The organism is Marinobacterium nitratireducens (assembly GCF_014645375.1).
GTDB lineage: Bacteria > Pseudomonadota > Gammaproteobacteria > Pseudomonadales > Balneatricaceae > Marinobacterium_A > Marinobacterium_A nitratireducens.
In genome coordinates this window covers 224,236-244,663 of the sequence record NZ_BMLT01000001.1, presented here as the reverse complement: position 1 = coordinate 244,663, position 20,428 = coordinate 224,236, and the positions used below count along the sequence as shown (strand labels likewise).

Below are 20,428 nucleotides of genomic sequence, written 5' to 3'. Positions count from 1 at the left end.
ATATCGGTCCGCAGTTCCGGGTTACATCACGAATTGATTCGGCTGGCCGAGATCACTCTTCTTCGTGGTATATTTCCTGCACATGCCGACGCTGGTTCAGTTTTTCACGCAAAAACCGCAGCGCCGGCATCGCGAAGGAGAGAACCGCGATTGACAACAGGATCAACGTCAGCGGACTGGTGTAGAAGATATCGAACTCACCGTTGGAAATGACCAGGGCGCGGCGGAAATTCGTTTCGAGCATTTCACCGAGCACCAGGGCCAGAATGATCGGTGCCAGCGGGATATCGACCTTGCGCAGAATGTAGCCGATAACACCGAACGCCAGGGTGACATACACCGGGAACATCGAGTTTTCAGACGCGTAGGCCCCCATCAGGCAGATGCCGGCAACGACGGCCGCAATGGCGGGACGGGGCACGTCCGACACTTTCGCCCAGTACCTGGCCCCCGCCAGGCCGATGAAGATCATGACCGGCACACTGATCCAGAGCGCAGCGAAGATGGTGTACGGAATTTCGGGCTTGGTGGTGAACAGCAGGGGCCCGGGCTGAATGCCATGGATCATCAGGGCGCCGATCATGATGGCGGTGGTCGGCGATCCCGGGATACCCAGTGCCAGAAGCGGCGCAAGGGCACCCGAGACCGCCGCGTTGTTGGCAGACTCCGATGCGGCTATGCCTTCGATGCTGCCTTTGCCGAACTGCTCGGGCGTCTTCGAGGACTTCTTGGCTACGGCATAGGACACAAAGGACGCAATCGAAGCACCCGCACCCGGCACGACGCCGATCACATACCCGATGACCGAGCTGCGCATCAGATGAAACTTCAACTTGCCGAAAGTTTTAAAGGGTACGGCAAGAATTCCACTCATCGGCTGGCTTTTCTTCTTTTCGGAAGGGCCTGCCTCGACCATGAAGAGGACTTCGGACAGAGCAAAGAGGCCCAGCAGCACCGGCACCAGCGGGAAGCCCTCGAAAAACTCCGGGTGTGCGCTGAAACGGGGAATGCCGGTCTGGGCATCGAGCCCCACGGTGGCGAGCGCGAGACCAATGCCCATGGCGATACCGCCTTTCAGCGGCGATCCGTTGGACAGGGTCGAGACCAGGCTCAAACCCACGAGAGCCAGGGCGAAATAGGCCGTGGGCCCGAAACTGAGCGCGAACTCGGACAGGGGCACCGCCGTCAGGAACAGCAGGATGGTACTGCCGAAAATGCCGATACCCGAGGAAATAATCGAGATATTCAGCGCGACACCGGCCTTGCCCTGCTGAGTCAGCGGAAAGCCGTCCCAGGACGTCGTCACGGCAGCCGCGGTCCCGGGTGAATTGACGAGTATCGCCGAAATGGCCCCGCCGTATTCGGCCGCGGCATAGAGGGCGATGAGAGTAACGATCGACACCAACGGATCAAGGCTGTAGGTAAAGGGAATCAGCAGTGCAACGCCGAGGCTTGGCCCAAGTCCCGGCACCGCACCGATCATGTAACCGAGCAAGGCACCCACGATCAAGCCCACCGGCACCAGCGGATCGGCGAATGCCGAGAAACCTATCAATATATTCTCAAACATGGCGACACCTTAAGGAAAATAGACACCGAGAGCGAGGACGAAAATGACATAGAGGCCAAGCGCCAGGCCCAATGGAACGGCGATGAGCTGGAGCGGTCTGCGCTCCCCCACTGCCAACATGAGCAAAGCGGAAAGCCCCGCCGTCGCGATGATGGCCCCCAGGGAGTCCAGGAAGGCGCCAATACCGACCAGCACCAGAATCGCGACAATCACAGAGAGGGGCCGACTGAGTTCGACCAGCTCGTGTTCCTTTTCGCTAAATATCTTCACCAGGCCGTGGCAGGACATCAGAAATACCGCGACCAGGGTTCCGATGGCTATCATCATCGGGAAATCGCCGGCCCCCACAGCCTTGGGGTTCATCGGATCGGGAAGTTTTGCGGCCTCGTATAGATAGCTACCGACGACTATCAGCAAAACGATACCAAGCAGCAATTCCAGCCACACCAATGGAACCTGGAGCACACCCTCTTGCTTGCGGTGGCTGCCGACCGGTTCCTTAGGCACGCTTCTAGTCGATGCTGTCGACGAATTCATACTCTCCTCCCCAGGACCTGACGTTAGTCCTGATTTCGTCCACGCCAACGCGAGTGCGTGGACCTATTGTTATTGTTCGAGGCAATCACTTCCCCGGTGCATCCAAGCACTCGATGCCCAAAACCCACCATCCGAACTGTTGCCCGGCGAGATTCAACGCCTCTTGAATACGGTTCCTACTATGACTGAAGCGACCCTACCACTGAACTGAGTATTTATTGGGCCTCAGGGCAGCTTTCTGTTGGGCAAAACCACCCGGGGCCTACTACAGCCCCTGCTACGTGCGTCTTAACACGCGGGTTAATACATTAAGCTAGGGATGCATCATCATTGGCCGCAGGCCGGTGTGAACTGGCACGGAAACCCGCATGTCCGCGCACCTGCGCCCGTTTTCATGGCTTGAAGTGCAAATAAGTAGAACCTCTTGGCACGTCAGGCTAACAACAAAACTTGGCAATGCCGTCTGGAAACATCCAACCACTGCGACTCATTCTCTAACTTTTTGTTAGCGCTGGCGGACGCTTTACTCATTTGCACCCTGGAGTCGTAAATTCAAGAATGATTTCAGGGATGACCAGCAGATGAAACGACGGCGATTGTATCCGTGACCAATCAGGATCTCGCCTCTGTGCTCAACATCTCAATCTCAAATAACACTCGAATCGGTTTTACTGAAAAAAGAGGCCCGCCATGAGTCAAGACGCTCTCATCGAATTTCAGCAGGAAGGTGGTATTGCCATTCTGACCCTCAACCGGCCCGAAAAGCGCAACGCCATGAGCGATGCCATGCGCGCTGAACTGGTAGAACATCTGGAGAACCTGCGTCGCGACCGCAGCGTCCGCGCACTGATCATCACCGGGAGCGGCAAGGGATTCTGCGCGGGCGGCGATATCGCCGGCATGAAAACGCGCATGGAAGCGGACCCGGCCACCGTCGGCTTCAACGGCTGGGACCGCCAGCAGGGCGTCCATTATGCCGCCAGCCTGCTGCTCAACCTGCCGATTCCCACCATCGCGGCGGTCAACGGTGCCGCAGCAGGCCTCGGAGCCGACCTGGCACTCTCCTGCGACCTTGTCGTGGCGGCGCGCCCCGCCACCTTCACCTGGGCTTACATCGCCCGCGGCCTGGTACCCGATGGCGGCGGTATGTACTTCCTGCCGCGCCGGGTGGGACTGGCGCGCGCCAAGGCCCTGATTTTCAGCGGCCGACGTGTCGAAGCCGAGGAAGCCGTTCAGCTAGGTATCGCCGACCAGTTGTGCGAGGCGGACAGTCTGCTGGCGACCGCCAAGGCCATGGCCGAAGAAATGAGCAGCGGTTCGCGTACCGCCATCGCCCTGACCAAGTCGATCATCAACCGCAGCTATGAGCTGTCCGAGCACCAGGTATTCGCCGAAGGCAGCAAGGCCCAGGGTATCTGTTACACCTCTGAGGAACATCGCGCTTCGGTACAGGCTTTCCTCGATCGCGCCAAGGAGGCCGGCAAATGAAACAGCTCGACGCCCTGCTCAACCCCAAAAGCATCGCCGTCATCGGCGCCTCGGCCGATCACAGCAAAACCTCCGGCCGCCCGGTCTCCTACCTGCTGAAGCACGGTTTCAGTGGCGCCATTTACCCGGTCAACCCCAAAGCGACCGAGATCCAGGGCCTGACCTGCTATGCCAGTGTCGAAGCCTTGCCGGAGGCCCCGGATGTAGGCCTGGTGCTGCTCAACGCCAAACGCAGTGTCGACGCCGTCCGCTCCCTTGCAAAACTGGGTTGCAAGGCGGCCGTCGTCCTGGCCAGCGGCTTCGCCGAGGCGGGTGAAGGCGGGCAGGATCTGCAGGAAGAACTGAAAGAAGCCGCAGGCGCCATGCGCATCCTCGGTCCGAATACCATCGGCCTGGTCAACCTGTCCGCGCGTATTCCGCTCTCGGCCAGCGGCGCCCTCGAGGTCAGTGATCTGCCCGCCGGCCACGTCGCCGTCGTCTCCCAGAGCGGCGGCATTCTCGGCGCCCTGCTCTCCCGCGCGGCAGGCCGTGGTATCGGCCTGTCGTCGCTGATTTCCACCAGCAACGAGGTGGATCTCGAGGTCAGCGACTTCATCGACTACCTGGTGGACGACGAGAACACCAAGGTGATCGCGCTCTATCTGGAAAGCATCCGTAATCCGCAGCGGTTCCGCGAAGTGGCGATCCGTGCCCGTGAGGCCGGCAAGCCGCTGGTGGTGTTCAAGATCGGTCGCTCCGAGGCCGGTGCCAGCGCAGCCAGCTCCCATACCGGCGCGCTGGCCGGTGAAGACCGCGTCTACGACGCCTTCTTCCGCGAACTGGGTGTAATCCGCGCCAACACCTTCGACGAGTTCCTCGACATTCCGGCAGTGCTGGTCGCCGGTCGCAAGCTGGCAGGCCGCCGCGTTGCGATCCTGACCTCGACCGGCGGTGCCGGAACGCTGATCGCCGACAGCCTCGGGATGAACCATTTCGACACCCCGGCACCCGACGCCGACACCGCCGAGAAGCTGCGCGCCCTGCAGGGCGATACTCCCACGGCCCTGGACCGCAACCCGATCGACGTGACGCTGGCCGGCCTGCAGCCCGAACTGCTGCGCCAGGCGATCCGTACCCTGCTGGCGAGCGACAGCTACGACGCCCTGGTCGTGATCATCGGTTCCTCCGGGCTGGCCATGCCCGACCTCGTGGTCGGCGCCATCCAGGACTGCCTGGACACCAACGACAAGCCGGTGCTGGCCTACGTCAGTCCCTACGCACCGGATACGCTGAAACGCCTGAACAGCGCCGGCATCCCGGGCTTCAGCTCTCCGGAAAGCTGCAGCGCCGTGCTCGAGGCGCTGCATTTCACCGGTCAGCCGCTGCTCGCCGGGCAGGCGGAACCCGGCATCGCGCTGCCCGATATGACGGGGCTTGGCGAGGGCTCGATCGATGAGTCAACCGCCAAGGCGCTGTTCAGCCAGGCGGGTATCCCGGTACCGGCAAGCCGTGTCGTCAGCAGCCGCGAGGAAGCGGTACAGGCCGCGCGCGAACTGGGGCAGCCGGTGGTCCTCAAGGTGCTGGACGCCGAGCTGCTGCACAAGAGCGATATCGGCGGCGTGGCGCTGCATCTGAACGCCGACACCATCGGCGAGCGTCTCGAACAGATGATCGAGGATGTGGCGCGCCATGTGGGCCGGCGCCCGGACCGGTTCCTGGTCGAGGCGATGGTGGGTGGCGGTCACGAGCTGATTCTCGGCGCCAATCGCGACGCCCTGGGGACGGCGATCCTGCTGGGCGCCGGCGGCGTGACCGCCGAATTGTTCAAGGATACGACCCTGTGTCTGTTGCCCGAGCAAGGCGGCCTGACACTGGAGCAGGCCCGGGCGATGATGCAGAAGCTGACGACCTGGCCGCTGCTCGATGGCTACCGCGGCTCCGTACACCGTGACACCGAAGCGCTCGCCCAGGCCATCGTCAATTTCTCGGCCCTGATCGCCGCACTGAACGACCGGGTCCTGACCTCGGAAATCAACCCGCTGTTCGTGTTGCCGGAAGGCCAGGGTGTCGTCGCCGCCGACGCCGTCCTGGTCTTGGAGCAGGAGCGGGCTGAAGACAGCGCAGGAGAACGACACTATGGCTGAACCACGCACCAGCGGCCAGGTTCGCCTTCGGCACGAGGGGGATGTCGCCGTCATCACCCTCGACAATCCCCCCGTCAACAGCAGTACCGACGCGGTGCGCAGGGGGATCCTGTCCGCCCTCGCGGACATCGACGCCGCGCACACTCGTGCCGTCGTGCTAACCGGCGCCGGCCGCAACCTGATGGCCGGTGCGGACCTGCGCGAGCTGGAGCACGCACCGACCGAGCCCACCCTGCCCCAGGTCACGGCAGCCCTCGAAGCCTGCCCGGTGCCGGTCATCGCCGTCGTCAGGGGACACACCCTTGGCGGCGGGCTGGAACTGGCGCTGGCCTGCGACGTGCGCCTGGCAACGGCCGATGCCACCCTCGGCATGCCCGAGGTCACGGTTGGCATCATCCCGGGGGCCGGCGGCACCCAGCGCCTGCCCCGCGCGATCGGCCTGCCCGCGGCGCTCGATATGATCGTCAGCGGCAAGCCGGTCAACGCAACCCGGGCCCGGGAGCTGGGTCTGGTCGATCAGCTGCTGAGCGCCACCGATACGGATGCCCAATACGCTGAAGTGCTGGGCTTTGCCCGGGGCTACAGTGGGGGCAAACGGCCATTGAGCGCACGGACCGTCGAGCCCGCCGACCGGGCCGCACTCGAGTTTCAGGCACAAAAACTGGTCACCCGCGCCCGCGGCCTTCCGGCGGCGGCCGTCGCAGCAGATGTGGTGCTTGCCGCAGGCGAGCTGAGCTTCGCCGACGGGATCGCCCAAGAACGCGCGCAGTTCCTGACCCTGCGCGGCAGCGATGCGGCGCAGGCCCTGCGCTACCTGTTCTTCGCCGAACGTGCCGAACCCTTCGTCCCGCAGCAGCCGGTACAACCACGGGCACTCGAGCGCATCGCGGTAATCGGCGCCGGCACCATGGGCAGCGGTATCGCCCTTTGCGTATTGAATGCTGGTTACCGGGTCGATCTGCTCGAGCTTAACCCGGCCGCGCTCGATGCCGGCGTAAACCGCATCAGAAATGAACTGGAGGGCGACGTCAGCCGCCAGCGCCTGAGCGTCGAGCAATGCGATGCGCGCCTGGCCCGGCTGGCACCGAGCCAGGATATTCAGGTCGTCGCCGATGCGGATCTGGTGATCGAAGCCATTATCGAGGACCTCGGCGCTAAGCAGTCACTGTTCAGTACCCTGGCCGATCTCGTGCCCAGGGACACCCTGCTGGCGACCAATACCTCCTATCTCGATATCGACACCATCGCGGCGGCGATCCCGCACCCGGAACGGGTGCTCGGCCTGCACTTCTTCAGCCCCGCCCACCGCATGTCGTTGCTGGAAGTGGTGCGCAGCAATTCGACCAGCGAAGAGACCCTCTGTGCGGCGCTGGCGTTCGCCGGCCGGCTGAAGAAAAAGGCGATCGTTGTCGCCAACGCCTGGGGCTTCGTTGGCAACCGGCTCTATGCCGCCTATCGCCGCCAGTGCGAGTTCATGCTCGAAGAAGGCGCCAGCCCCGAGCAGATCGACGCCGCCATCGAGGCCTACGGTTTCGCCATGGGCCCGTTCAAGGTCGCCGACATGTCCGGGCTCGATATCGCCTGGAGGATGCGCCAGCAAACCGCCGACAGCCGTCACCTGCGGCGCTATGTCGGCATTCCGGACCTGATCTGCGAAGCCGGACGTCTCGGGCGCAAGACCGGCAAGGGCTACTACCGCTACGACGACAACCGGCCGGTTGTCGACCCCGACGTCGCCGGGATCATCGCCGGCTACCGCGCGGATCAGGGCATCGAGCCCAAGGCCTTCAGTGCCGGGGATATTCAGCAGCGCGCCGTACTGGCGCTGATCAACGAGGCCCTGCTGCTGCTCGGTGAAGGCGTCTGCCAGCGTCCCGAGGATATCGATATCGCCCTCGCGCATGGCTATGGCTTTCCGCGCTGGCGCGGCGGCCCGATCTTCATCGCCCGCCAGATGGAGGCGGACGCGCTCAATGCCGCCCTCGACCGACTTGTCGCCGTCAGCGGCAAAGGCCAGGAACGGGGCGATGCAACCCTGATAACCCTCGACGCCAAGACGGCTCAGGAGTGAAAAGATGACAGACGCTTATATTTGCGACGCGATCCGCACCCCCTTTGGCCGTTTCAACGGCGGCCTGTCATCGATTCGTACCGATGATCTGGGCGCGCTGCCAATCCAGGAACTGATGATCCGCAACCCGGATCTCGACTGGAGCCTGATCGACGACGTGATCTACGGCTGCGCCAACCAGGCCGGCGAGGACAACCGCAACGTCGCCCGCATGTCCGCCCTGCTGGCGGGCCTGCCGATCACGGTGCCCGGCTCGACGATCAATCGCCTGTGCGGTTCCGGCCTCGACGCCGTCGGCAGCGCCGCCCGCGCCCTGCGCTGCGGCGAGGCTCAGCTGATGATCGCCGGCGGGGTCGAAAGCATGAGCCGCTCTCCCTTCGTACTGGCCAAGGCCGACAAGGCGTTCGCGCGTAATCAGCAACTGGAAGACACCACCATCGGCTGGCGCCTGGTCAATCCGAAAATGAAGGCCATGTACGGCGTCGACGCCCTGACACTGACCGCCGAGAACGTCGCCGAAGAGGAAGGCGTCTCGCGCGAGGACCAGGACGCCTTCGCACTGCGCAGCCAGCAGCGCTGGCAGCAGGCCCAGGAGGCAGGCTTCTTCGCCAGCGAGGTGATGAAGGTCACCGTCAAACAGCCGCGCAAACCCGATCAGGTTATCAGCCGGGACGAGCATCCACGCCCGGATACCTCACTGGACGGACTCGGTGCCCTGAAGGGCGTTGCCAGGGACGGCGGTACCGTGACCGCCGGCAACGCCTCCGGCATCAACGACGGCGCCTGCGCCCTGCTGATGGCCGGCGCCACGGCGGTCGACCGCTACGGGCTGAAGCCGCGCGCCCGCATCGTCGCCATGGCGACCGCCGGCGTCGCCCCCCGGGTGATGGGCATGGGCCCTGTCCCGGCTGTCGAGAAAGTGCTGCAGCTGACCGGCCTGAGCCTGGATCAGATGGACGTGATCGAGTTTAACGAGGCCTTCGCGTCGCAGGCCATTGCCGTCTGCCGACGTCTGGGGCTGCGGGACGACGATCCCCGGGTCAATCCCAACGGCGGTGCCATCGCCATCGGCCATCCGCTGGGGGCATCCGGCGCACGCCTGGTCACCACCGCACTGAACCAGCTGGAACACCAGAAGGGTCGCTACGGGCTCTGCAGCATGTGCGTCGGCGTCGGACAGGGGATCGCCCTGATCATCGAGCGAGTCTGACCGCCGAAATCGCGCGCCCTGGGCGCTGCCACGTCAAACGGCAGCAACCAGGGATTGCCATCCAGCTCAACCCGGCCGATCTCCTTGCTGATCCGCCGGGTTCCCTGGCTCACCACTTTGAGGACAGCGCCATGCCGCCCTACTTCGAGGCATCCATCAAGCCACGCTTCAGCGAAACCGATATGCGCGGCCATATCAACAATACCGTCATCCCCGTCTGGCTGGCCGATGGGCGGGCGGCATTGTTTCGCGAGGAGTTGGGCTCCCGCGTACCGACCGTGGTCGTCAACCTGAACGTCGACTTCAGCCGCGAGCTGCACTGGGGTGCCCTGGTGACGGCCAGAACGGCCGTGGAAAAGATCGGTAACAGCTCCATCTGCTTCGTCCAGGAACTCTGGCAGAAGGAGCAGTGCTGCGTGCAGGCTCGCACCACCGTCGTCACGCTGGATATGGAGACCCGCAGGCCGGTACGGGTACCTGACCGTGAAAGATCTCTGCTGGCTTCGTATCTTCTGGCCGATGCCGGGTGATCGGGAACGCCGGCAAGTTTATTTGCCGGCTCCCGGATATCGACTCCACTCCTATGCGCCTGCGGCGCCCCGTCTCCTGAACAGAGGCTCGGGACTCAGCACCGAGCGTGCATAGATCTGATCGAAGTTGTGCAACCCTTTCAGGGCGTCCTCCGCAGAACGGTCATCTCTTACCGCGAAAGAACTGAATCCACAGTGGCGCATCGCCGCCAACTGATCGCGCAACACGTCACCCACCGCGCGAAGATCCCCCTCGAACCCGAGGCGCGAACGCAGCAGCACGGCCTGCGTATAGGCCCTGCCGTCGCGAAAGCTGGGAAACGCCAGCGCTATGAGTTCAATCCGGTCCAGCCAGGGAACCAGGACCTCGGGGTCGTCATCCGGGTCCAGCAGCACAGCCGCCCTGGTCTTGGCGTCGTCCGTCAGCGCCTGCCAACGCGCCAGCGGCAGAATCCCGTAGTCCGCCACCGTGGCGTCGCTGTCATCCCGGATTTGCCAGGGATCCCGTTCGACCACCCTGGCCTCACCATCGACGATCCTGATCAGGTTGTTCATGCCCCTGCCTCCCGTCCGATCCCGTTCCGGTCATAAGCACCTTCCTTGAAAGGCGCCAGGCCGATGCGCTCCAGCGTGTCGATGAAGGTTTCTTCGTCCTCGCGATAATGCAGATAGGTCGCCAGCAGGCGTTCGATCACGTCCGGTACTTCCTCGGCCCGGACCGACGGCCCGATCACCTTGCCGATCGCACTGGCCTTGCCCTGGGCCCCGCCGATGGTGATCTGGAAATACTCCTCGCCCTTGCGGTCGACCCCCAGGATGCCGATATTGCCGATATGGTGGTGTCCGCAGGCATTCACGCAACCGGAGATATTGAGGCTGAGATCGCCAAGGTCGTGCTGATAGTCGAGGTTGTCGAAGCGGGCCTGGATCGCCTTCGCGACCGGCAGCGATCGGGTACTGGCCAGGCTGCAGTAATCGCCGCCGGGGCAGGCAATCACATCCGTCAGCAGGCCGACATTCGGGGTCGCCAGGCCAATATCCCCGAGCGCCTGCCACAGCAGATAGAGATCGCACTTGCGGATATCCGGCAGTACGAGGTTCTGCTCGTGCGTCACCCGGAGCTCGCCGAAGCCGTAACGGTCCGCCAGGTCGGCAACTGCGCGCATCTGGGGCGCCGTCACATCCCCGGGCGCGGCACCCTGAGTGGGCTTGGTCGACAGCAAGACGGAGGCATAGCCGGTGATCTTGTGCGGCCGGGTATTGGTCTGGGTCCAACGGGCAAAGCCCGGGTCCCGCGCCAGCCAGGCACCGTAGGCCGGATCCAGGGCATCGAGTCGCAGGTAGTTCGGTGCCTTGAACCCCTCGGCAACCCGTTCGTACTCCTCGCCGGTCAGTTCGCCGGCGCTGTCGCGGATCTGTTCCCACTCCCGCTCGACCTCGGCCGCAAAGGCTTCGACGCCCAGGGACTTCACCAGTATCTTGATCCGCGCCTTGTATTTGTTGTCCCGTCGCCCGTGGCGGTTATAGACCCGCAGGACCGCCTCGACATAGGTCAGCAGGTGTCGCCACGGCAGCGCTTCACGGATCGCCTCGTTGAGGATGGGTGTCCGTCCCAGTCCGCCGCCGGCCATCACGCGCAGCAGCATTTCGCCGTCCTCGCCGCGGTAGAGATACAGACCGATATCGTGGGCACGCAGCGCGGCCCGGTCGGTCTCTGACGACGAAATGGCGATCTTGAACTTGCGCGGAAGATAGAGGAACTCCGGGTTGACCGTGGACCACTGGCGCAGGATCTCTGCCAGCGGGCGCGGATCCAGCAGCTCGTCGTCGGCAACGCCGGCGAAAGCCTCGGTGGTGATATTGCGCACGCAGTTGCCGGAAGTCTGAATCGCGTGCATCTGCGAATCGGCCAGCAATTGCAGAATATCCGGCACCTGCTCCAGTTCGATCCAGTTGAACTGGATATTCTGCCGCGTGGTGAAATGGCCATAACCGCGATCGTACACCTCGGCGATTTGGGCAAGGGTCCGCAGCTGTGCCGTCGACAAGGTGCCATAGGGAATCGCAACCCGCAGCATGTAGGCATGACGTTGCAGATAGAGTCCATTCTGCAACCGCAGCGGCAGAAATTCGTCTTCGCTCAGCTCGCCACTCATTCGCCGCGCCACCTGGTCGCGGAACTGCTCGACCCGCGCCTGGACCAGTGCGCGATCGTACTCATCGTATCGGTACATTCTGTCCGCTCCTGAGATAACACCTGGAAAGTCGCCAGAGTAATGAAACCGCTACCGCAGGTGCAGGCTCAAAAAATGCAATCTCAATCGGTACAGATGATCGATCAGTGGCCCAGCAGCAGCCCGGGCAGCTGACCCAGAGCCGTGATCCTGCGATCGTCCCAGGGATGCGCGTAACTGATACGCAGACAATTACGAAATTGTCCCGAGACCGAAAACAACGGGCCGGGCGTGATCACAACGCCTTGCTGCAATGCCGCCGGGTAGGCGGCAAGGGAATCGACCGACTCGGGCAGTTCCAGCCAGACGGCCAGGCCACCCTGCGGCGTACTGACGCGAATCTCCCCGGGCCAGGCATGCAGGGACGCAACCAACCGATCCCGTTGCGTGCGCAAGGCGTTGCGTTGACGACGCAGATGGGCCGCATAACTGCCGTCCTGCATGAACTCGGCGATCCCCTGCTGCTGGTAGCGACTGCTGGCCAGTTGCGTTACCAGCTTCAGGTGCAGGATCTTCTGATGCCAGCGTGCGCCAGCTATCCATCCCAGGCGCAGGTCGCGGGACAGGCTTTTGGAAAAGGAACTGCACAGTATCACCCGGTCGGACCTGTCCAGCGCCTTCAGCGGATCGGGTACCTGGCCGAAGGCGATATCGGCGTAGATATCATCCTCGATGATCGCCAGGTCATGCTGGTCAGCCAGCGCCAGCAGACGTTTTCGCGCGCCTTCCGGCATCAGGGCACCGCCCGGCGTGGCAAAGGCCGGTGATACGACGCACGCCTTGATATCCCAGCGCCCCAGCGCGGCTTCCAACGCACCGATGTCCATTCCCTGTTCGCTGGAACTCGGTACCTCGACCACCTGCAGCTCCAGCTGCTCCAGCAGCTGCAGCACACCGTAAAAGCCCGGCGACTCGACGGCGACGATGTCGCCGCGACGACAGCAGGCCATCAGCGCGAGGAAAAGCGCATGCTGGCATCCCGACGTGATACAGAGCTGCTCCGGCAACACCGTCCAGCCGCGCCGCGCCGCATGCAGCGAAAGCTGTTCGCGTAGCGCGGGGTCGCCTGCCGGCGCATCGTAGTACTGGTGATCGTCGCCTTTCTGACGGCGAAGCGCGCGCCCGAGCGCCCGATTAAGCGCCACGATGCCCGGCGGCACCTCGCCCGCATGCAGATCCGGCAGCAGGTCGAACGCCGCACTGCGACGCATGACATCGAGAAAGAGCTCATTGACCGTCACCGGACGGGGGGCTTCTACCTGAGCACGGTTGCGCGGCGCCCGGATCATCTTGGGTTGAAGCGTGACGAAATAACCGGCCTTGGGCCTGGCCTCGACCAGACCCTGCGCCTCGAGCCGCTGCAGTGCATGCTGCACCGTGGCTTTCGAGACGCCCTGTGTCTGGCACAGGGTGCGAATCGAGGGTAGCCGCTCGCCAAGTCGCCAGCGCTGTTCCCGTAGACCCTGCAACAGCCAGCTTTCCAGTTGTTGATACCGGTAATCCACTTAGATCTGTCCCTATCAAATTTCTTATTTTTATACCTGATCCTATTCAAATCACCAAGGTAAGCTGCACCCAACTTCACACTTGCGGACCGCTACCATGGAAAAAATCGATGTTGTGCAGGACTATACGCCTCCGTTTGCGCAGGACGGCAAGTTTCATGTACGCCTCACCGAAGGGCGTTTCCAGAACTGGCGCCGACTGACCAGCTGGCCGCTGCTGGCGCTGTTTTTCGGCCTGGCCTGGATACAGATCGACGGCCAGCCCTGGCTGCTGTTCTCGTTCGAACAACGGCGCATCTACCTGTTCGGCAGCGCCCTCTCCTGGCACGATCTCCCGCTGCTGGCGGGTCTGATGATTGCCGGCGCCAGCCTGCTGTTCTTTCTCGCCGTGGCCTGGGGGCGCGTCTGGTGTGGCTTCGCCTGCCCACAGAGTATCTGGACCTGGCTCTTCATCCGCATCGAGCAGTTGACCGAGGGGCGCGCCAGCCAGCGCGCCCGCCAGGAACAGCAGCCGATCAAGGGTGAGCTGCTGCTGCGCCGTATCGCCAAGCACGGGCTCTGGATCCTGCTGGCCACCGCCACCGCCGTTACCTTCACCGGTTATTTCGTGCCGATCCGCGATATCGTTGCCGATGCGGTGAATCTCGACATGTCGCCCGCCCTCTGGGGCTGGATGCTGATCATGGCCGCACTGACCTATGCCAACGCCGGGCTCGTGCGCGAGAAGATCTGCCTGCACGCCTGCCCCTATTCCCGCTTCCAGGGCGTGATGTTCGACTCCGAAACCCGCACCGTCAGCTATGATCAGGGCCGCGGCGAACCCCGCGCGAGCCGTCGCAATGCCGGCCCCGACACCGGCGACTGCGTCGACTGCGGGCTCTGCGTCCAGGTCTGCCCCACCGGCATCGACATCCGCGACGGTCTGCAGGCCGCCTGCATCGACTGCGCGGCCTGTATCGATGCCTGCGACGACGTCATGACAAAGCTCAAGCGCCCGACCGGGCTGATCCGCTTCGCATCCGAAGCAGAATTCGCCGGCGCAAAACCGCGCTTGCTGCGTCCCCGTCTGGCCGGTTATGGCGCCGTGATCATCGCGGCCATCGGCGGCGTACTCTGGGGCTTTTCCGGCACCACCGAACTGCTGGTCGAAATCCGCCGCGATCGCGGCGCCCTCTTCACCCAACTGGACGAACACACCGTCTGCAACAACTATCGAATCAAGGTCGAAGGCTTTGCCGAGGGGCAATCACTGATCAATGTCTCGGTTCAGGGACCGGGCCGGTTCGAGCTGTTCGGCGCCGAAAACATCGACCTCAACGACAGTAATTCGACCTGGCTGCCGTACCGCGTGTGCGGAGTCGATATCGAACAGCCGCGTTCCGTATTGACCTTCAGTTTCGAGGGTCAGCAGGCCTCGGCATCCAAGGAAACGACCTTCCTGACCCAGCGCAAATAGACAAGCGGGACTTTTCTGATGCACGAAACAGCATTGCTTTTGGCCTGCATCCAGTTCGGCTGCACAATCTACGCCCCTATTGTGCATGACGGTGTCGGCAGCCCGGCTGAATACCGGCGGAAACGAGGTTAATGGTGGCAATGACCGAAGTTATCGCAATCGACCATCGTGCCAACAGGATGGGTAGTTTCTGGATGGTGTTTTCGATGGCGGCTTTCGCCATAGAGGATGTCTTCGTCAAGGCCGCATTCGAAAAGCTGCCTGTCGGTCAGATTCTCATCATCTTCGGCTCGGGTGGCGCCCTGGTCTTCGCCTGCCTGGCCGTGCTCAAACGGGAAAGGCTGCTCTCGGCAGACGTCTTTTCCCGCCCGATGCTCGTCCGTGCAGGCTTCGAGGTTCTTGGCCGCCTGTTTTACGTGCTCGCCATCACGTTAAGCCCGCTGTCCGTTGCAATGGTGATACTGCAGGCAACACCGATAGTGGTTGTGGCCGGCGCGGCCATGTTGTTTGGCGAAAAAGTGGGATGGCGGCGGTGGGCCGCGATTGTCGTCGGACTGGCAGGCGTGATTGCCATTATTCGTCCGGGAACGGACAGTTTTACGGCGTCGTCGGTTCTTGCCGTGATCGGCATGCTCGGCTTCGCCGGTCGCGATCTTGCCAGTCGCGCGGCCCCTGCCTCGCTTGGCACCTTGGTATTGGGGCTGTACGGTTTTCTGGCTGTTATAGCGGCTGGCGCCACTTTTATGCTCTGGGAGTCAGAGGTTTTCGTGCGGCCCGACCTCGAAACTTCTCTCTACCTGCTGGGCGCCATCCTGGCTGGCGTCACGGCATATTCGGCGCTGATGAAGGCGATGCGTACCGGGGAGGTTTCGGCCGTGACGCCCTTCAGGTACACGCGGCTGATATTCGGCATATTCTTCGGCGTTGTCCTGTTCGGCGAACAGCTGGATTCCATGATGTTTCTGGGGTGTGGTCTGATTGTCGTATCCGGCCTTTTCATCCTTTTGGGAGGGCAAGGGAAGTTGAAGAACAAGTTCTCGGCCACGCTGTCGCGCGAGCATTGATCCAAAAGCCTTTCACTCTGGATTCAGATCACACACCTTGTTTGTACCTGAACCGAAATCGAGTCTAGGGAGGCTGTGATTAAGTCCTTATTGCCGCTGTGACTTGCAATTGCCGCAACTGGAACTCAATTTAGGCGTCATTTTGCTGCTTTTTCTATCGGTGTACTGCCTTTTCTGGCAGTACAGACGGATTAACCCTGTGCTCGCAACATTTGATCCACGCACACGAGGTTTGACAAAGCAAACAGCATCGCCAGTTTACCGTCATTTTTCTACCAACCACGGTAACGGGCTTTCACGAAGCCGAACTGACACTTGATGATCCGGAACGGATGCTCGACCTTCGCGCGGAGGCTGGCCTTCAGATACTCGGTGCGGATCCTGACCTTGTTGATCCGGGGATGCTTTTTCAGGACCCTCAGCTTCCCTGGCTGTTCAGCGATATGCCAATCCGCACGCACATCTTTCAACTCGTCCCGCTTTTCGGCACCCCGATAACCCGCATCGGCAAAGATGAACGCTTCATCGCCATGGAGAAGATGTTCAGCCTGGTTCAGGTCATGCTCATCGGCTGCTGTAGTGGTGAAGCTATGCGTGATACCGGTACGCGCATCCACACCGATATGTGCTTTAAGGCCAAAGTGCCATTGGTTGCCTTTCTTGGTTCGGTGCATCTCGGGCGGTCCGCCGTTGCGGTCGCGCGCTCCGCTGCGGTTCTTTGTTGAACTGGGAGCCTAGAAAATGGTGGCATCGATCAGGGAGTCTTCCTTGAGCAGTACACCCGCTTCGAATAGCCACTGACTGGCGTCGTCGAAGATCTGGCGCGCCAATCCGTGCCGCTCTAGCAGGTGACGGAACTTCAGAATCGTGGAGTGATCAGGGATGGCCTTGTCCAGGGATAGACCGGCAAAAAGGCGCATGGAGGCAATCTCGTACAGTGCATCTTCCATAGCCGGATCACTGAGGTTGTACCACTGTTGCATGCAGTGAATCCGGAGCATGGTCGCCATCGGATAGGGCCGGCGCCCAAAGTGCCCTATGGGTATTACCAGCCTTTGGATAATGCGGCTCGATCAACGCCTCCAATCTGGCCCAAGGGACCAGCTTCTCCATCCGGCCAAGGAACACTCCCTTTCGCGTCTGGCGGCGCTTGTTGCTGAAGTCACTGTCGGCGAATGTGAGCTGCTGATCCATCTGACCTTTCCTTGATACAGTTGAGGCAACAATTGTCTCATGACGTGGACTTGATCACAGCTTCCCTGGCCAATCTGGGCTGCGCCTCGATCGAGACGCTGAATACCGAGTTCGTTCAATCCCATTTCTGAACTGGCCTGAGCGAACAGTCTCTGTTCGCCCTATCATCTTCCCACCATTACACCTACCCCCTTACCCTGCAGCAATAAAAAAGGTTCATCGCGCTTTAGCGGGAACGCTGTGTGTTGGTCACAGAATCAGCACCGGCATCATTGCCAACAGACACAACAGCAACAGCCCGCGCCTTAAACTGCACCCGATCATGCAGACGCCTCGTGGAACTAATCGGCGTTCTTGCGCTAAGGACAGTGTAATAGGCACAGCCGCAAGCCGAGCAGGGTAACAGGAGTCCCGGACCTAAAGGCGGGGAACCGGAGAACGGGCCGGCCCTTTTCAGGCCAGCCCGGACATGCACAGAGGGTCAGTCTTGGAGAGAAGGCCGCATACGCCGGCGCAGACGCGCGCCCAGCAGTACAGGCAGCACCAGACCCGCGAGGGCAACGCCCCAGAGGCCGAGCGACAGCCCGCTGTCCCAGAGCATCGTCCAATCACCGTCGTGAATCTGCAGCACATGCCTGAGATTTTTCTCCATCTCGGGCCCCAATAGCATACCGAGAATCACCGGTACCAGCGGTATGTCGGCCTTGCGGAAGATATAGCCGAGCACGCCGAATGCCACCATGAAGAACAGATCAAAGGCCGAGTGACTGATCGAATAGACCCCGACAAAGGCCACCATGGTCACCACCGGCATCAGATAGCGTGGCGGTACCGACAACAGCTTGACGAAGATACCGACCAGCGGAATGTTCAGCAGCAACAGCAGGATGTTGCCCACCAGCAGGGCCGCGATCACACCCCAAACGATATCGGCATGCTGGGTGAACATCATCGGTCCAGGGGTGATGTTGAACGACACCAGCATGGCCAGCAGCACGGCGGTGGTGCCACTGCCCGGAATACCGAGGGTCAGCATCGGCACCAGCGCGCCGGACGCCGCACCGTTGTTGCCGGCCTCGGGCGCCGCGACTCCGCGTGGATCGCCCTCGCCGAAACAGCCCTTGGCTCCGACGAGCTTCTTCTCCAGCGTGTAGCTGACGAAACTGCCCAACGAGGCGCCGGCACCCGGAAGCACGCCGGCAATGAAGCCCAGCAGGCCGCCGCGGATCGAGGTCGGCAGGATCTGCAGCACGCTGCGAAAGGACAGTGCCAGCCGGTTGACGATCACGCCGGCGCGCGGCGCCGAACCATGATGATCCTCGATGAACAGCAGTAGTTCCGAGATGGCGAAAAGGCCGACGATGGCGACGATGAAGTCCACCCCCTCGAACAGCTCGAGCACGTCGAAGGTATAGCGCTGGGTGCCGGTCGACAGGTCGATGCCGATGGTGGCGATTGCCAGACCGATTGCCGCGGCGAGCGCCGACTTGACCGGATTCTTGCCGGTCACGCCGCCCAGGGTCGCGAAGGCGAGAATGAACAGCGCGAAATACTCGGCGGGACCGAAACTGAGCGCGAAACGCGCCAGTATCGGTGCCAGCAGGATCAGCCCGACGGTGGCGACCAGGCTGCCGATGAAGGAGGCCAGCGCGGACAGTGCCAGCGCCTCGGCAGCCTTGCCCTTTCGCGCCATCGGATAGCCATCGAGGCAGGTCATCATGGCCGGCTCGTCGCCGGGAATGTTCAGCAGGATCGACGATATCCGGCCCCCATACATGGCACCGGCATAAACGGACGTCAGCATGATCAAGGCCGTTTCTGGCCGCAACCCCAGCGTAAACGCCAGCGGTATCATGATAGCGACACCATTCGCCGGTCCAAGCCCCGGCAGCGCGCCGATCAGGGTGCCGAGAAAGCAGCCGATCAGCGCATACATCAGGTTTTCGGGCGCCAGCGCGGTGCCGAAACCTTCCAGAAGGTAGTGCAGGACTTCCATCAATGTAGCTCCAGAATTCCGGTGGGCAGTGCCAGCTCTAAACCGAAGGTGAACAGCAAGAACACCGAGGTACCGCTCAGCAGCCCCGTCATGCAGGCTTTCAGAGGCCTGACACCCATCCGCCAGCACAGCGCCCCGACGGCCAGCGTCGTTGCGGGAATGAAGCCGAACGGCTCAAGCAGCAGGATATAGGCTGCCAGTATCGTCAGCGCCAGCCCCAGTTCCCCCAGCACCCGCAGACCACCCCAAGGCTGGCTTTCATCGGGTTTGACGACGAGATAGAGACTGCACAGCCCCATGATCACCGCCAACGCCTTGGGAAAGGTCGAAGGACCTACGGATTCGGGACCGGCGAATGGAACCGGAAACTGCGTCGCCCCCCAACCGTACGCGACGGCCAGGACGAGCAGCAGAATTCCCAGAACGCGGTCTGTCGCCTTCATTTGATCAGCCCGATGTCACGGGAAATCGTATTCAGGGTGTCGACCTGCCTCTTGACGAAGCGGTCGAAGTCCGTGCCGAATACGCTGAAAGGTTCCAGTCCACTCTGGCGCATAACCTGCTGCCACGCCTCGGTGTGGCTGGCCTTTTCCAGGGTATCGACCCACCAGCCGTACTCGGCATCGGAGACGTCCTTCGACATATAGAAGCCGCGCCAGTTGCTGGCCTCGACCTCGAGCCCCTGTTCCAACGACGTCGGGATCTGGTCGAGCGGCGGCGTCAGGCGCTCGTTTCCGAGCACCGCCAGCGCCCGTAGGTCGCCGGATTCGATAAAGCCCTTCGACGACGAGGCGACACCCACCAGCACATCGATATGACCGCCGACGACCTGGGTCACGGCTGCACCACCGTTGTTGTAGGACAAGTACTTGATCTGGTTAAGGTTCTGGATGCCAGCCGCGTGTGCGACCATGAGGATCTTCAGATGATCCCAGCCGCCAATGGCGCTCGCCCCGGCAAAGGTGACCGACGCCGGATCCGATTTCAGCCTGGCAATCAGATCATCCAGGGAGCCGATCCCGGAGTCCTTTGCCACCGCGATCACGCCCGGATCCGCTCCGATGGCACCGACCCAGCGCACCATGTCGGCGGTCATGCCCGGAAACTGGTTCTGCGCCAACCGTGCCGTGGTGGCGGTACTGGCGGCGGCAATCACCTTGGGGTCCGCCGCTCGCTTGGTGATCAGGTGGGCATAGCCGACACCGCCGCCCGCCCCGGGCATATTGATGGTCTGCACGACGATCTCGTTATCGGAATAACGGTCCAGCAAGCGGCCTATGCTGCGACAGGTGAAGTCCCAGCCACCTCCCGGGCCTGCCGGCGCAATACAGTCGACCTTGCCGGATACCGGCGCTTGCGCGACGACCCGCTCGGACAGGAAACCCAGAGAGGCACAGGTGGCTACCAGCGCCAGGGAGGTTTTCACACGCATTTTCAATCACCTTATTTA

The 20,428-nt window shown here is 62.3% G+C and carries 15 protein-coding genes and 1 pseudogene; 7 read left to right on the top strand and 9 right to left on the bottom strand.

Annotated features, from left to right (window positions below; translation table 11 throughout):
- Positions 1 to 52: 52 nt before the first annotated feature.
- Positions 53 to 1,570 carry a tripartite tricarboxylate transporter permease gene (locus IEX85_RS01080; RefSeq protein WP_188857461.1) on the bottom strand — a complete coding sequence of 506 codons (1,518 nt, stop codon included), beginning with the start codon at positions 1,568 to 1,570 and terminating at the stop codon, positions 53 to 55.
- A gap of 9 nt (positions 1,571 to 1,579) precedes the next feature.
- Positions 1,580 to 2,107 (bottom strand): tripartite tricarboxylate transporter TctB family protein, encoded by a 528-nt coding sequence (locus IEX85_RS01075; RefSeq protein WP_188857460.1) that lies wholly within the window; start codon positions 2,105 to 2,107, stop codon positions 1,580 to 1,582.
- Positions 2,108 to 2,797: 690 nt separating this feature from the next.
- Between IEX85_RS01075 and IEX85_RS01070 the strand changes: the two genes are divergently transcribed.
- The 5 genes from IEX85_RS01070 (at position 2,798) to IEX85_RS01050 (ending at position 9,529) form a co-directional block, all read left to right on the top strand.
- Complete coding sequence (locus IEX85_RS01070) at positions 2,798 to 3,595, top strand: enoyl-CoA hydratase/isomerase family protein (RefSeq protein ID WP_188857458.1); 798 nt, start codon at positions 2,798 to 2,800, stop codon at positions 3,593 to 3,595.
- Positions 3,592 to 5,718, top strand: coding sequence for an acetate--CoA ligase family protein (locus IEX85_RS01065; protein ID WP_188857457.1), 2,127 nt, complete (start codon positions 3,592 to 3,594; stop codon positions 5,716 to 5,718). Before IEX85_RS01070 ends, IEX85_RS01065 begins: the two co-directional genes overlap by 4 nt.
- Positions 5,711 to 7,789 carry a 3-hydroxyacyl-CoA dehydrogenase NAD-binding domain-containing protein gene (locus IEX85_RS01060; protein WP_188857455.1) on the top strand — a complete coding sequence of 693 codons (2,079 nt, stop codon included), beginning with the start codon at positions 5,711 to 5,713 and terminating at the stop codon, positions 7,787 to 7,789. The genes IEX85_RS01065 and IEX85_RS01060 overlap by 8 nt, the downstream gene beginning before the upstream one ends.
- 4 nt (positions 7,790 to 7,793) lie before the next feature.
- A complete protein-coding gene (pcaF, locus tag IEX85_RS01055; protein WP_188857453.1) occupies positions 7,794 to 8,999 on the top strand; it encodes a 3-oxoadipyl-CoA thiolase in 1,206 nt (401 codons plus the stop codon).
- Between the two features lie 131 nt (positions 9,000 to 9,130).
- A complete protein-coding gene (locus IEX85_RS01050; protein ID WP_188857452.1) occupies positions 9,131 to 9,529 on the top strand; it encodes an acyl-CoA thioesterase in 399 nt (132 codons plus the stop codon).
- Positions 9,530 to 9,580: 51 nt separating this feature from the next.
- On the opposite strand, the gene IEX85_RS01045 is transcribed toward IEX85_RS01050, so the two are convergent.
- The 3 genes from IEX85_RS01045 to IEX85_RS01035 form a co-directional block, all read right to left on the bottom strand.
- Complete coding sequence (locus IEX85_RS01045; RefSeq protein WP_188857451.1) at positions 9,581 to 10,084, bottom strand: DUF934 domain-containing protein; 504 nt, start codon at positions 10,082 to 10,084, stop codon at positions 9,581 to 9,583.
- Positions 10,081 to 11,763: a nitrite reductase NirA gene (gene nirA, locus IEX85_RS01040; protein WP_188857450.1), complete on the bottom strand. Its 1,683-nt coding sequence runs from the start codon at positions 11,761 to 11,763 to the stop codon at positions 10,081 to 10,083. Before nirA ends, IEX85_RS01045 begins: the two co-directional genes overlap by 4 nt.
- Before the next feature lie 104 nt (positions 11,764 to 11,867).
- Entirely contained in the window at positions 11,868 to 13,268 is a 1,401-nt protein-coding gene (locus IEX85_RS01035; protein WP_188857449.1) for an aminotransferase-like domain-containing protein, read from the bottom strand.
- A gap of 97 nt (positions 13,269 to 13,365) precedes the next feature.
- Here IEX85_RS01035 and ccoG point away from each other — a divergent pair, with 97 nt between their 5' ends.
- Both ccoG and IEX85_RS01025 read left to right on the top strand, forming a co-directional pair.
- The gene (gene ccoG / locus IEX85_RS01030) at positions 13,366 to 14,724 is read left to right on the top strand and encodes a cytochrome c oxidase accessory protein CcoG (protein ID WP_188857448.1); all 1,359 of its coding nucleotides are present in this window, start codon (positions 13,366 to 13,368) and stop codon (positions 14,722 to 14,724) included.
- Between the two features lie 140 nt (positions 14,725 to 14,864).
- Entirely contained in the window at positions 14,865 to 15,788 is a 924-nt protein-coding gene (locus IEX85_RS01025; protein WP_188857447.1) for a DMT family transporter, read from the top strand.
- A gap of 191 nt (positions 15,789 to 15,979) precedes the next feature.
- On the opposite strand, the pseudogene IEX85_RS01020 reads toward IEX85_RS01025, so the two are convergent.
- The 4 genes and pseudogenes from IEX85_RS01020 to IEX85_RS01005 form a co-directional block, all read right to left on the bottom strand.
- Positions 15,980 to 16,982, bottom strand: a pseudogene (locus IEX85_RS01020) (IS5 family transposase).
- Positions 16,983 to 17,463: 481 nt separating this feature from the next.
- Positions 17,464 to 18,978: a tripartite tricarboxylate transporter permease gene (locus tag IEX85_RS01015; protein ID WP_188857446.1), complete on the bottom strand. Its 1,515-nt coding sequence runs from the start codon at positions 18,976 to 18,978 to the stop codon at positions 17,464 to 17,466.
- Positions 18,978 to 19,421, bottom strand: a complete 444-nt coding sequence (locus IEX85_RS01010) for a tripartite tricarboxylate transporter TctB family protein (RefSeq protein WP_188857444.1) — start codon at positions 19,419 to 19,421, stop codon at positions 18,978 to 18,980. Before IEX85_RS01010 ends, IEX85_RS01015 begins: the two co-directional genes overlap by 1 nt.
- Positions 19,418 to 20,410 carry a Bug family tripartite tricarboxylate transporter substrate binding protein gene (locus IEX85_RS01005; RefSeq protein WP_188857443.1) on the bottom strand — a complete coding sequence of 331 codons (993 nt, stop codon included), beginning with the start codon at positions 20,408 to 20,410 and terminating at the stop codon, positions 19,418 to 19,420. The genes IEX85_RS01010 and IEX85_RS01005 overlap by 4 nt, the downstream gene beginning before the upstream one ends.
- Between the last annotated feature and the right edge of the window lie 18 nt (positions 20,411 to 20,428).

Excerpts from the sequence above, each read along its gene's own strand:
- IEX85_RS01075 (WP_188857460.1), bottom strand. The coding sequence starts at position 2,107 with ATGAATTCGTCGACAGCATCGACTAGAAGCGTGCCTAAGGAACCGGTC.
- IEX85_RS01005 (WP_188857443.1), bottom strand. The coding sequence starts at position 20,410 with ATGCGTGTGAAAACCTCCCTGGCGCTGGTAGCCACCTGTGCCTCTCTG.
- IEX85_RS01045 (WP_188857451.1), bottom strand. The coding sequence starts at position 10,084 with ATGAACAACCTGATCAGGATCGTCGATGGTGAGGCCAGGGTGGTCGAA.
- IEX85_RS01015 (WP_188857446.1), bottom strand. The coding sequence starts at position 18,978 with ATGGAAGTCCTGCACTACCTTCTGGAAGGTTTCGGCACCGCGCTGGCG.
- nirA (WP_188857450.1), bottom strand. The coding sequence starts at position 11,763 with ATGTACCGATACGATGAGTACGATCGCGCACTGGTCCAGGCGCGGGTC.
- IEX85_RS01070 (WP_188857458.1), top strand. The coding sequence starts at position 2,798 with ATGAGTCAAGACGCTCTCATCGAATTTCAGCAGGAAGGTGGTATTGCC.
- ccoG (WP_188857448.1), top strand. The coding sequence starts at position 13,366 with ATGGAAAAAATCGATGTTGTGCAGGACTATACGCCTCCGTTTGCGCAG.
- IEX85_RS01010 (WP_188857444.1), bottom strand. The coding sequence starts at position 19,421 with ATGAAGGCGACAGACCGCGTTCTGGGAATTCTGCTGCTCGTCCTGGCC.
- pcaF (WP_188857453.1), top strand. The coding sequence starts at position 7,794 with ATGACAGACGCTTATATTTGCGACGCGATCCGCACCCCCTTTGGCCGT.
- IEX85_RS01025 (WP_188857447.1), top strand. The coding sequence starts at position 14,865 with ATGACCGAAGTTATCGCAATCGACCATCGTGCCAACAGGATGGGTAGT.
- IEX85_RS01050 (WP_188857452.1), top strand. The coding sequence starts at position 9,131 with ATGCCGCCCTACTTCGAGGCATCCATCAAGCCACGCTTCAGCGAAACC.
- IEX85_RS01065 (WP_188857457.1), top strand. The coding sequence starts at position 3,592 with ATGAAACAGCTCGACGCCCTGCTCAACCCCAAAAGCATCGCCGTCATC.
- IEX85_RS01060 (WP_188857455.1), top strand. The coding sequence starts at position 5,711 with ATGGCTGAACCACGCACCAGCGGCCAGGTTCGCCTTCGGCACGAGGGG.
- IEX85_RS01080 (WP_188857461.1), bottom strand. The coding sequence starts at position 1,570 with ATGTTTGAGAATATATTGATAGGTTTCTCGGCATTCGCCGATCCGCTG.